Origin of the sequence: Nocardioides secundeburneus (assembly GCF_039939255.1) — a bacterium.
GTDB lineage: Bacteria > Actinomycetota > Actinomycetes > Propionibacteriales > Nocardioidaceae > Nocardioides.
Genome location: NZ_JBDUUE010000001.1, coordinates 509,985 through 522,404, shown reverse-complemented (window position 1 = coordinate 522,404; position 12,420 = coordinate 509,985). Strand labels below are relative to the sequence as shown.

8 protein-coding genes are annotated in these 12,420 nt (G+C 62.2%); 7 read left to right on the top strand and 1 reads right to left on the bottom strand.

Annotation, left to right across the window (positions count from 1 at the left end):
* Window positions 1-53 precede the first annotated feature (53 nt).
* Window positions 54-479 (bottom strand): hypothetical protein, encoded by a 426-nt coding sequence (locus tag ABFT23_RS02260; protein ID WP_347892265.1) that lies wholly within the window; start codon window positions 477-479, stop codon window positions 54-56.
* A 306-nt stretch (window positions 480-785) separates the two neighbouring features.
* On the opposite strand from ABFT23_RS02260, the gene ABFT23_RS02255 reads away from it, so the two are divergent.
* From ABFT23_RS02255 to ABFT23_RS02225, 7 genes are all read left to right on the top strand, one after another.
* A complete protein-coding gene (locus ABFT23_RS02255) occupies window positions 786-947 on the top strand; it encodes a hypothetical protein (RefSeq protein WP_347892264.1) in 162 nt (53 codons plus the stop codon).
* Complete coding sequence (locus tag ABFT23_RS02250) at window positions 944-1,414, top strand: hypothetical protein (RefSeq protein WP_347892263.1); 471 nt, start codon at window positions 944-946, stop codon at window positions 1,412-1,414. Before ABFT23_RS02255 ends, ABFT23_RS02250 begins: the two co-directional genes overlap by 4 nt.
* Window positions 1,415-1,595: 181 nt before the next feature.
* Complete coding sequence (locus ABFT23_RS02245) at window positions 1,596-3,581, top strand: type I restriction-modification system subunit M (protein ID WP_347892262.1); 1,986 nt, start codon at window positions 1,596-1,598, stop codon at window positions 3,579-3,581.
* On the top strand, window positions 3,578-4,798 hold the full coding sequence (locus ABFT23_RS02240) for a restriction endonuclease subunit S (RefSeq protein ID WP_347892261.1): 1,221 nt from the start codon (window positions 3,578-3,580) through the stop codon (window positions 4,796-4,798). Before ABFT23_RS02245 ends, ABFT23_RS02240 begins: the two co-directional genes overlap by 4 nt.
* A gap of 1 nt (window position 4,799) precedes the next feature.
* The gene (locus ABFT23_RS02235; protein ID WP_347892259.1) at window positions 4,800-7,940 is read left to right on the top strand and encodes a type I restriction endonuclease subunit R; all 3,141 of its coding nucleotides are present in this window, start codon (window positions 4,800-4,802) and stop codon (window positions 7,938-7,940) included.
* Complete coding sequence (locus tag ABFT23_RS02230; RefSeq protein ID WP_347892258.1) at window positions 7,937-8,560, top strand: hypothetical protein; 624 nt, start codon at window positions 7,937-7,939, stop codon at window positions 8,558-8,560. Before ABFT23_RS02235 ends, ABFT23_RS02230 begins: the two co-directional genes overlap by 4 nt.
* Window positions 8,557-12,399: a KAP family P-loop NTPase fold protein gene (locus ABFT23_RS02225; protein WP_347892257.1), complete on the top strand. Its 3,843-nt coding sequence runs from the start codon at window positions 8,557-8,559 to the stop codon at window positions 12,397-12,399. The genes ABFT23_RS02230 and ABFT23_RS02225 overlap by 4 nt, the downstream gene beginning before the upstream one ends.
* Window positions 12,400-12,420: the final 21 nt, after the last annotated feature.

Below are 12,420 nucleotides of genomic sequence, written 5' to 3'. Positions count from 1 at the left end.
CCTGCGCAAACGCTGACCACAGCGACCCAAGCGTGGCGCTGCTGCCGGTCAGGTCAACGACCCGGACGAGCCTTACTTGTGTCCGGGAAGTCCCAGAACTTTGGTCGCGCAACCGACCCCTCGGCGACGCTGATGAAGACCCGGATGGCCTCCTCGCCAGGAAGCGCGCCCGGCAACAACACCGTCAGTGCCGCGATGTCCTGGGTCGACAGGTTCGCCCGCCCACACAGCCGTGCGTTCCACATGTTCATCGAATCCGACCGTAGATCCAGCCGGGCCAAGTCCTCTTGGCCTACCTCCGAGGTGTTCTTGAACCCGCGCACCGACAGCGCAATCGCGTTCTGCATCACCGCAGCCCGGAACTTCGAGACCGCCAACGGGTTCCCGAACGGGTCAGGTGGCGACCAGACGCGTTCGGTGGCGTCGAGCCGACCGAACGCTTCGCGAGGCGAGCACCAATCACGCGGCTGAGCAGACACCCACGCACCCTAAGAGTTGTCGATCTGTATGCGCCTTCGACGCGGCGAGAGCCAGCCAGTCATGTCACTCCACACACAGTTGGCGGGTGCTCAACGTCCGGCTTACCGTCTCGGACGCCGCAGGGTCGAGCGGCACCACGGCGGGGAGCCCTAACCCCGTCACCAGCCCGGAGACCAGCCAATGCCCGCCACCCCAGCACAGCCGGTACATCCAGCCCTGCCGCCGCCGTCCGCCGTGCGCCCATGCGGCCCGGTGATCAGAGACGCGCCACCCGGCACGTCCACCGGATCACCAAGGACACCGCTATGCGACCACCCTGGGTCAGCAACCCCGACCCCACCGACCCGTCCGTAACCGAGGCCGAACTCCGCCGCCTCTACGACACCGCCCACAACCCCGAACCCGAACTCACCGAGCACCTCCGGTTCGACCGCGACCAGCACGCCGACGGGACGCGGCACGCATGACCACCTCACTCGTCGCCGCCCTGACGGGCATGCCGCCCCCCGTCAGGTCCGCCATCATCTGGACCCTCACCGACGCAGGCTTCCCCCGCCCCGACGCCGAAGCCTGGGCCAACGGCTGGGCCATGAACCCCGACCCCGCCCTCGTCGCCCACCAAGCCATCGCCTACGACGACCACGGCATCCCCATCGACCATGCCATCGACTGGCACCAACACGGCTTCCTCGCCCACGAAGCCATCTGCCTCCACGACAACCGCTGGCAGCCTGCCGACGCAGCCACCGCCCGCGACCTCACCTACAACCACAACCTCGGCGACCTCGACGACTGGATCACCACCGGGCTCCCCGCCCACCGCGTCATCGCCTACCTCCACGCTCAAGTCCACGTAGACGAGGTCGACACCTACGAGGCGCAACCGGGCGGATCAGACGACGCGCTCGGGATGCTCGCTGGGCTGCTCGGCTGACCTCAAGTTGCGGGTCGGCTACTGGCCGGTTCTCCGACGCGCCTGGCCCGGACTTACCTAAGGTAAAGAGAGGTATTGACGGCACGTATGCGACTGACTGCAACGACTCTGCTGGGCGCGTCAGAAAGACGCGAACTCCAGCCGATACGAACTGCAGCCAACAACGATAGGAACAACAGCAGTGAGCAACCTCGGCAACTTCGTGTGGGGCATCGCAGACCAACTGCGAGGCGTCTACCGGCCCAGCCAGTACGGCAACGTCGTCCTCCCCATGACGATCCTCCGCCGCCTGGACTGCACCCTTGAACCCACCCGCAACGAAGTCCGAGCACTCGCCGAGACCGAGACCCGGTCAGAGATCCTCGACGTCAAGGTGCGCCGCCAGTTCGGCCTTCACTTCTACAACACGTCCGAATACGACCTCGCCCGGCTCACGAAAGAACCAGACGGGATCCGCAACAACCTCATCGACTACATCTCAAAGTTCTCCGCCAACGTCGACGTGTTCGAACGGTTCAAGTTCGAGAACGAAATCGCCACCCTCGAAGAGAACAACCGGCTCTACATCGTCGTCCAGCAATTCGCTGACATCGACCTCCACCCAGACGTCGTCTCCAACGCCGAGATGGGCGACCTCTTCGAGGAACTCATCCGAAAGTTCGCCGAAGCCTCCAACGAAACCGCCGGAGAGCACTTCACACCCCGCGACGCCATCCGACTCGCAGTCGACCTCGTCTTCGCCGAAGACTCCGACGCGCTCACAGAGAAGGGTGTCGTCCGGTCCGTCTACGACCCCACTGCTGGCACCGGCGGCATGCTCTCGGTCGCCGACGAACACCTCGTCGGCACACCCGAAAGGCCCGGCTTGAATCCCGACGCCCGACTTAACCTCTACGGGCAAGAGATCAACGACCAGTCCTACGCGATCTGCAAGTCCGACATGATCGCCAAGGGCCAAGACGCCGGAAACATCAAGCGAGGCGACACCCTCGCCAACGACCTCTTCGCTGGACGCACCTTCGACTACTGCCTCTCCAACCCGCCCTACGGCGTCGACTGGAAGTCCAGTTTCGACGCCGTTAAAGCCGAGTACGACCACGGCGGCTCCTACTCCCGCTTCCCCGGCGGACTCCCGCCCATCAGCGACGGACAGATGCTCTTCCTCCAACACCTCGCCACCAAGATGCGCCCCGTCGAAGACGGCGGGGGCAGAGCAGCCATCGTCCTCAACGGCTCCCCGCTCTTCTCCGGTGGAGCCGAATCCGGCCCTAGTGAGATCCGCCGCTACCTGCTGGAAAACGACCTCGTCGAAGCCATCGTCGCCCTGCCGACCAACATGTTCTACAACACCGGCATCGCCACCTACATCTGGCTCCTCGACAACACCAAGCAGCCAGAACGCGTCGGCAAAGTCCAGTTGATCGACGGCACCGGCCTCTACGCCAAGATGCGCAAGAGCCTCGGCTCCAAGAACCGCGAACTCACCGACGACCACCGCGCAACCATCCTGCGGCTGTACGACGAGATGCCGACCGATGACGACCTCTCGAAGGTCCTCACCAACGACCAGTTCGGCTACTGGACGATTACCGTCGAACGACCCCTCCGGCTCAACTTCACCTGCACCCCCGAACGCATTGAACGCGCCCTCGCCGCCAAGCCCCTCAAGGCCGTAGACCTGGCTCAACTCCGGGACGCCCTCGAAGCCTTCGGCACGGCTGTCTATACCAACCGCGAGACCTTCACCAAGGCCCTCTACGCCCAACTTCGCGACTACTCCGTCGCCCTCACCACCCCGCAGCGCAAAGCGCTCTGGCTATCGCTTGGCGAGCACGACGACGACGCCGACATCTGCTTCGACAAGAACGGCGACCCCGAACCCGATCCGGCGCTCCGGGATACCGAGAACGTGCCCTTCTACTACGGCGGCAACCCCGACGGTGCCGACGGGCGAGACACCACCATCGTGGCGTACTACAACACCGAAGTGCTGCCTCACGTTCACGACGCTTGGATCGACACCGCCAGGACCAAGGTTGGCTACGAGATCCCCTTCACTCGGCTGTTCTATACGTACCAGCCGCCCCGGACTCTTGAGGAGATCGACGGCGACCTCGAAGCCAGAATCGCCCGCGTTCTCGACCTGCTGCGTGAGGTAGAGCAGTGAGTGAGGTGAACTTCGGGCGGGTTGTCTCGTTGATGAACATCAGGGCAGACGGGCGAACCTTCCGCCTCGGGCTTGAGGCAATCGAACCGAGAACAGGACGACTAGTCGAAGCGCCAAGTACGGACTATGAAGGAGACGGCTCCGCCTTCGAACCAGGCGACGTTCTCTTCGGAAAACTTCGGCCATATCTGGCTAAGGTCTGGCTGGCAGATAGGGCTGGCGCGGCGGTCGGCGATTTCCATGTTTACCGCGCGAGCAAGGCGGTAACGCCCCGCTACCTGCGGTATCTGCTGCTGGGTCGAAACTTCCTCGACCCCGTCATCTCGTCGGCATTCGGCGCAAAGATGCCTCGGGCCGATTGGAGTTTCATTCGAAACGTCAAAGTGTATGTCCCTTCCCTGGCTGAACAGGGGGCAATCGCCGACTATCTTGACAGAGAAACAGCAAAGGTCGACGCGCTCATCGCGGAGCAGGAAGGATTGGTCGAAGTTCTGCGAGAGCGCCGGTCGGCACTGCGTGTGAACATTGCTTTGCGCAGCTTGACTGAGGTGGAGGAATCAGCCGAAAGCGGCCTGCCATGGGCTGGGCGCATCCCCTCACATTGGCGCGTTGTGCCACTGACTGCGGTAGCCCGTTTGGAGAGTGGACACACTCCAAGTCGCACGCGGGAGGACTGGTGGCAGGACTGTTACATTCCCTGGGTAAGTCTTCATGACGTGGGAAAGATGCGCGGCATCAAATTCATCAGGGACACGGAGCAACACCTGAGTGACGCCGGGATCGCCAATAGTTCAGCCCGGCTCTTGCCCGCCAAGACGGTTGTTCTCTCGCGCGACGCCACGGTGGGTCGAACCGCGATCATGGCTGATGCCATGGCTACGTCTCAACACTTCGCGGCGTGGGTCTGTGGGCCGAGGCTAGAGCCCGAGTACCTCTGGGTGCTGTTCTCCGACGCCATGCAACCGTTCTTCGATTCATTCCAAAACGGTTCGACCATCCGGACCATCGGCATGGGCGACCTCAAGGCATTCCGTATCCCGCTTCCTCCGCTCGAAGAGCAACGCCGAATCGCCGAGCATCTCGAAGCCCAAACAAAGAGAATTGACGCTTTGATCGCTGAGGCTGAAGGCATCGTTGCGGTTTCCAAGGAGCGTAGGTCTGCCCTCATCACGGCTTCGGTAACTGGACAGATCGACGTCCGAAGAGAGGTGGCCTGAGATGGCGCAGGAGCACGAAAACGCATTTGAGAAAGAGATCTGCGAGCACCTCGAAGCGAACGGGTGGCTGTACTCGAAGAACGGCGAGGGCTACGACCGCGACCGAGCGCTGTTCCCCGAAGATGTGTTCGGGTGGCTTGAGGACACGCAGCCGGAGGAGTTGGCGAAGGTCATCAAGCCGGGTGCGTCCCCTGCTGACAGGAAGAAGTCGGAGGGGCAGTTCCTCGATCGGCTTGTGAAGGTGCTGGATGCGCCGCTGACGTCGGAGGATGGCGGCGGCACGCTGCACGTCCTTCGTAAGGGGTTCAAGCGGACGCCGGGCAAATTCCAGATGTGCGAGTTCGCTCCAGCGACGACGCTGAACAAGGCGACGTTGGAGCGGCACGGCAAGGTCCGGTTGCGGGTGATGCGTCAGGTGCATTACTCCAAGCAGCGGCCTGCGGAGTCGATCGACCTGGTGTTCTTCGTGAACGGGCTGCCGGTCGCGACGGTGGAGTTGAAGACCGACACGACGCAGACAGTTCAGGACGCGATGAAGCAGTACCGCGACGACCGCCCGCCAAAGGGCGAGCCGCTGCTGCAGTTTGGGTCACGTGCGTTGGTGCACTTCGCGATGTCGAACGACGAGGTCTACATGACCACGAAGTTGGCTGGCGCGGACACGTTCTTCTTGCCGTTCAACATGGGCCGGGACGGGGGAGCCGGTAACCCGGTCGCCCCTGGCACGTCGGCGACGTCGTACATGTGGGAACGGGTCTGGGACCGCGACTCCTGGTTGAACATCATTGGGAAGTTCCTCCACGTCGAGGTCAAGGACGACGTCGACCCGATCACGGGTGCGAAGTCGAAGAAGACGACGCTGCTGTTCCCGCGCTTCCACCAGTGGGAGTTGGTCACCAACCTCCTCGCCACGGTCAAAGTTGAGGGGCCGGGTCACCGGTACCTCGGGCAGCACTCCGCTGGGTCCGGCAAGACCAACAGCATCTCTTGGACCGCCCACGGGCTCTCGACGCTGCATGACGACCAGAACGAGAAGGTCTTCGACTCCGTCATTGTCGTCACTGACCGCAACGTCCTCGACGACCAATTGCAGACCGCGATCAAGCAGATCGAAGGCACCGACGGCACGGTCGCGAAGATCAACATCGAAGAGGCCCACAACCTCGGCCAGACCTCGAAGTCAGGGCTGCTGGCCCAGCAGTTGCTCAGCGGCAAGTTGATCATCATCGTGACGATGCAGACCTTCCCGTTCGCGATGGCCGAGATCGCCAAGAACAAGGGCCTGGCAGGCAAGAAGTTCGCCATCATCGCCGACGAAGCACACTCGTCTCAGACCGGTCGCACCAGCCAGCAACTACGCAAGGTCCTCACCGCCGAAGAGGAAGCCGAACTCTCCGACGGCGGCGAGTACGACACCGAATCGCTCCTTGCAGCCGAGATGGCCGAACGAGCCGAGTCACCCAACCTGTCGTTCTTCGCGTTCACCGCCACCCCGAAGGCCAAGACCCTCGAACTGTTCGGACGCCCCGACGCCAACGGCATCCCCAGGGCCTTCCACGAGTACACGATGCGCCAGGCCATCGAAGAGGGATTCATCCTCGACGTGCTCCGCAACTACACCACCTACGGGACCGCGTTCAAGATCGCCGAGAAGGCCAAGGCCACCGCAGCGTCCGGTAAGACCACTCTGTCCGAGGTCAAGACCGTCGACGAAGCCGAAGCCACCAAGGGCCTCATGCGGTGGGTATCACTGCACCCCACCAACATCGCCCAGAAGGTCCAGATCATCGTCGAGCACTACCGCACCAACGTGCGGCACCTCCTCGACTGGCACGCCAAAGCCATGGTCGTCACCTCCTCGCGTGAGGCAGCCGTCCGCTACAAGGAAGCCATCGACGCGTACATCAAGAAGCACGGCTACCACGACATCGCCACCCTCGTCGCGTTCTCCGGATCGATCGAAGTCGACGGCGTCACCTTTGCGAACACCGAACCCCCGTACACCGAAGGCAACCTCAACCCAGCCCTCAAGGGCCGGTCACTGCCCAAGGCGTTCGCCACCAACCAGTTTCAGATCATGCTCGTCGCGAACAAGTACCAGACCGGGTTCGACCAACCGCTCCTGTGCGCCATGTACGTCGACAAGCGCCTCTCCGGCGTCACCACCGTCCAGACCTTGTCCCGGCTCAACCGGACCTTCCCCGCAGGTGGCAAGGACACCACCTACGTCCTCGACTTCGTCAACGACCCCGACGAAATCCTTGCCGACTTCAAGACCTACTACGAGACCGCCACCATCGAAGGCGAAACCGACCCCGACCTCGTCCACGACCTCCAAACCAAGTTGGACGGCGCAGGCATCTACACCACCGCCAACGTCAACGACTTCGCTGAGGCGTACTGGCAGGGCAAGGGCAACTCCGCCATCCAGGCCCCCCTCAAGGAAGCCAAGGACAAGTTCAACGACTGCTACAACGCGGCCCTGGCTGCCGACGACAGGGAGAAGGTCGACGAACTCGACATCTTCCGCAAGGACGTCGGCTCCTTCATCCGGCTCTACGACTTCCTCTCCCAGATCGTCAACTATCAAGACACCGACCTGGAGAAGCGGTCCGTCTACCTGCGGCTCCTCGCCCGCCAGATCACCGCGAAGAACCGCAACCAGGAAGTCGACTTCTCCACCGTCGAACTCACCCACATCAAGCAATCCCGAACCAGCGAACAAGCCCTCGACCTCGGAACCGGCGAAGCCAAGGGCCTCGAGGCCGTCACCGCCACCGGCTCCGCCCAAGCACACGACCCCCGCATGGTCCGCCTCGTCGAGATCCTCGCCAAGGTCAACGACCTGTTCTCCGGCGAAGACTTCACCCCCGCCGAGCAACAGTCCTGGGTCGAAGGCGTCGTCACCGTCCTCATGGACGACGACACCATCCAGACCCAAGCGACCAACAACACCAAGAAGCAGTTCATGGAGTCACCCGACCTGTCCGACGCCGTCGTCGAAGCAGTCCTCGGCAACCAGACCAGCCACAACAAGATGGCCGACATCTTCTTCACCGACGACAAGATCAAACTCCGCCTCGTCCATCTTCTCGGCGAACTCGTCCACGAGAACCTCAAGGCCGAGGACCAGCCAGCATGACCTTCATTCCGGACCCCGCAATCGGCCCCGTAATCGCATCAGTCATCAGTGCCGTCGCAGTCACCGGCATCTTCATCGCTGGCGGACGCCTTGAACGGCGCAAGTCGAAGCAGGATGACCGACTTGTCCTCCGGCGAGAGTCAGCGTCCATGCTTCGTGATGCTCTTGAGGACCTGCAAGCCAAACGCTATGACGCGGTGCACGGCAAGACGATCCCAACGGTCTTCGCGGCGTACGTCCTGATCTGGGAGAAGGCGTGGCAACGGCACAGCCACCGTCTGCCTGATGGGGCGCAACATTTGAACCGCTCGGTCAAGGCAGCCTTGAGTGAGGCCCTTGGAAGCGTGGTCATGGCAAAGGACGAGCCAGACACGGCAGCGGAGCCATTCGCTGACTACGACCCCACCTGGAACGAGAACGCCCAGGTTTATCTCGACTACTGCCTAGGATGGCTCAACCGCTGGCACGACGAACCAACTGACAAAGCGATCATGACCTTCGATGAGTGGCTCCATCGCCGCGACGAGCGCTACCGGAAAGCCATGGACGGAACCGACACTCTGTTGGGAGCCATCGTGAACAAGGTCAGTCCTCCGGATCCCCAACGCAGGTCAGCATGATCAAGGCAACCGGACGGACGGCACACGAGGCACTCCTGCAATCCGGCGACCTCATCGACGATCGCGAACTGGCCTCGCCTACGGAAGACCGACTCGACCACGACCGCGTCGCCAACGAACTCGTCGACCTCGTAACCACCGTCGCAACCCCCACCAACGTCGCTCTTTACGGCCCGTGGGGAGCAGGCAAGAGCGGCGTCGCCAACCTCGTCCGAGCCAAGATCGCTGACAACAAGACAACTTTCAAGAACGTGCGCTTCGCGCGCTTCGACGCATTCAAGTACGCCGAGAACCCACTTCGCCGGAACTTCATCAGCGCCATCGCAGACGAATTGGATGTCAAGAATCCGTCTTTCAGCACCGACCTCTACGCTGGGAAGACAAATACAACAGTTCAAGTGCCAAATGAGAGCAAAGCGGCGATCGCCGGATGGTTTCTTGGCCTGACAGTCGCGCTCGTCGGGGTTCTCTGCCTTGTCTTAGCGTTCCTTGCACTCTTCCAATCAGGGTCCTGGGGAGAGGCGTTCAGCAAGAACCTCTCGACCGCGCTGCCTGGCGGTCTCGTGCCACCCGCCCTTCTAGCAGCCGTGTTCACCCTCGTCGGCAAGTCCCTGACGGTCGACCGGTCCGTCGACAAGCCAGAGAGCATTGAGCAGTTCGAAAACCTCTTCAAGCAACTAGTGGAGCAGTCGAACGCTGACCGATTGGTCATCTTCGTCGACGAACTCGACCGCTGCAGCGCCAAAGAAGTCGTTGCGACTCTCGACGCCATCCGCACGTTCCTTGGCGTGCACAAGTGCGTGTTCATCGTTGCCGCCGACCAACACGTTCTTGAGAAAGCGCTTTCTGAAGAGGCCCGCCAAGAGACGCCGGACAACTCCGTCAACCCCTACTACTCCACCGGCAGTGCCTACCTGGACAAGGTGTTCCAGTACCAGGTGAGCCTCCCGTCATTGCTCCCTCAATCGGTAACCGGCTATGCGATAGGTCTCGTCAGTGGCCGAACGGGATTGTGGTCTGAGATCGCTCCAGTCGACTACCCCGTTTCGGTGCTCATCCCTTCTCATGTCACTAGCCCACGACGCGTCAAGCACCTGCTGAACACCTTCGCGTTGATGTACCGCCTGGCGCAGTCGAAGCATGCCGCTGGACGGCTCCGGGAGAGCCCCTTAGATTCGATCCAGGCCCTGGCTCGGCTGGTGTGTCTGCGCGTCGAGTTCCCAAACTTCGCCCGCGACCTCACCCTCGACGCAAACCTGGCCGACTACGTTCTTGCTCTCTACGACGATCCAGATGCAGACCTCGGGGACCGCGTCTCACGCCACGTCCATGAGCGGGCCCTCGCCTATGCCACCGGGCAAGCCAGCCCGGCGAGCCTCATTACTGGCCCAAGCGGCAGCGACGCCGAGGACGAACAAGACGACGACGGCGATGACTCGTCTGACTCTCGGGCATCGAACTCAGCAGAGGACGACACGAAAGAGGCGGACCGGGATCCCGGCATCCGCGCGCAACAGGGCCGTCAACTCATCACCTACCTGACCCGAACCCGCCTCGTCGAAGGGCCCTCGCGAGACCTCATTTACCTGCACAGCGTCGAAGCGCTCTACGGACTCGACGACGCCATCAGCGCCGATCTGACCCCTGCTGTCGAGAACGGCCAACACCCCGAGATCGCCCGCATCTTTGGCGACGCACCCGAAGACCAGCGACCCAAAGTCATTCAATTCATCGCGGGTCAGATTCCAGCGACCTTCGGAATCGAACGGCTCAACGCCGCACACAGTCTCATGCGGCTCGCGTTCCGTGAAGATCTGCCCAACCTGCCAGCCGTCGCTGATACGGCGGGACAAGCCATCGCCGAGATGCACCGTAGCGCCCAGCCGGTTCTCACCCAGAACAACATCGAAGGCGGGTGGAACCTCGCAGCCGCCAGCGACGGGCAAGGGGCAACCACCCTCAAAGAGACCATCCTGAGCGTGTTGGAGCAGCACCCAGATTGGGACGCCACCTACCTCTACGACCAACCGCTCGTGGCGCTGGGCGCTTCCAACGACAAAGCGATCGCCGTACTTGCCCGCGAACTCACCGGAGAACGAGTAGCCGACGTCACCGACCGGCTTGAACACATGGAAGCCGACACAGCCGAGCAAGTCCTCAACACCGTCCGCGTCGAGGCCGGAAACAACCTCGCGCAATTAATCAACTCTCACAGCAAACGACTTGCTCAGCACCAGAAGGCAGTCGAGGAAGCCGAGGCTGCCGGAACCGAACCCGACCCAGCGACAATCGCCGACCCCGTCACACCAGTCATCCAGGCACTCGAAACCCTCGCTGCGATCTACATCAACGATGACGACGACAGCAACAACCGGCCCAGCATCGGGTGGCTGCTCGCCTACATCCTCATGGTTGGCAACAACAGAGAAGCACGAAACGCAGTCAGCAACCTCCTGCCTCGCTTGGGGATGAGCCGCGACGCTCGAACAATCACTGAACTACTCCAAGCCGTACAGAAGCGCTCCCTTGACCAATGGCCCGCCTGGCTCGGAGCCATCGACCTTGTTGGCTTACAGCAAAACCATGCCTCCCTCATCGGAGAGGTCGCCATGGAACTGTTCACGAAGGCAACCGACATCGCCTCCGACGTGACAGACGTCAACGTCGACAGCGCCGTCGACGACCTTGCCCGCATCACCGAATCGGACGGTTCTCCCGATCTGCGTCTGACCAACCAGGCCACTGAACTCCTTCGAGAGCCAGTAACGACCGAGGAGGAAGCGCAGCGGCGTAACTGGGCGCTCAGCCGCGTCGGAATGTTCGTCAACTCCGGCCACGTCGAACCCGGCCCCATCGCCGTCCAGGAAATCGCGACCATGCGTCAGACCGTCGCCTATGGATTCCCGCTGCAGCCCGATAACGGGCCGCTCCCCACGTACCTCATCACCCACGCCCCGCGAATCGCCACGGCGCTAGAGAACGGGACTGATGAACAAGTCGCCGACTGCATCGCACTTGCCCGCGAAACCCAGGCATGCGGTTGGCTGAACGAACGGCTACGGACCCAGACAGCCGTCGCCATCCTCGCCAACCTCGCGGACGCGGCAGCAACCGTCGAAGCCGTCGAGCAGTGCCGGGACAACGCGCCAGACCTCGACGAGATGTCGGGGTTTGTCACCGCACACGGATCAGAAGCAGCACGCGCCATCGCAGACTGGATCCGACTCATGCGGCCCGACCAGGTTGGCACCCAACGAGTCCTCCAGATCGCACGCGACCAAGGGGCCCTCACCGATGAAGTAGCCAAAGCAACCCGCAACCACACGACGCGCTGGGCCGACGACGAGCAACTCGCGCTAGTGCGTCACTTCGTTGCCACCGGCAATCAGGACGAACCCGATCCAACGTTCCTGCACGCGATCGGATACGCCGAAATCAGCCCCACCGATCTCGCAGAACTCCTAACTGACCGGTTCGAGACCAGCAGCAGCAACGGAGCAAAGAACACTGTCATCTCCTATTGGGAGGCTGCCCCCGAAATGGGTGATCAGAGTGAAACGCTCTACAAGAAGATCCTCATGCCCTGGCTAGAAGCAAACGTCGACGGCAACCAGAACATTGACGCCGCCCATCGCGCTCTCAGTGCCGCCAAGCGTCTAGCCGTGCCAGTCCCAGACAGTCTCCGCAGCAACTTCTCCGACCTCGTCGCCCGAGCGACAGAAGGCAATAAGGACCTGACCAAGACCGCGATCCCCGCGCTCGAAGCACTTGGCTACTCCGCCTCTCAAGTTGGGTTCCTGCACAAGCGTCTCGAAATCGAAGACGACAACGTCGACTAGCCACCTACTAGGCCACCGAGG

Excerpts from the sequence above, each read along its gene's own strand:
- ABFT23_RS02255 (WP_347892264.1), top strand. The coding sequence starts at position 786 with ATGCGACCACCCTGGGTCAGCAACCCCGACCCCACCGACCCGTCCGTA.
- ABFT23_RS02235 (WP_347892259.1), top strand. The coding sequence starts at position 4,800 with ATGGCGCAGGAGCACGAAAACGCATTTGAGAAAGAGATCTGCGAGCAC.
- ABFT23_RS02225 (WP_347892257.1), top strand. The coding sequence starts at position 8,557 with ATGATCAAGGCAACCGGACGGACGGCACACGAGGCACTCCTGCAATCC.
- ABFT23_RS02230 (WP_347892258.1), top strand. The coding sequence starts at position 7,937 with ATGACCTTCATTCCGGACCCCGCAATCGGCCCCGTAATCGCATCAGTC.
- ABFT23_RS02250 (WP_347892263.1), top strand. The coding sequence starts at position 944 with ATGACCACCTCACTCGTCGCCGCCCTGACGGGCATGCCGCCCCCCGTC.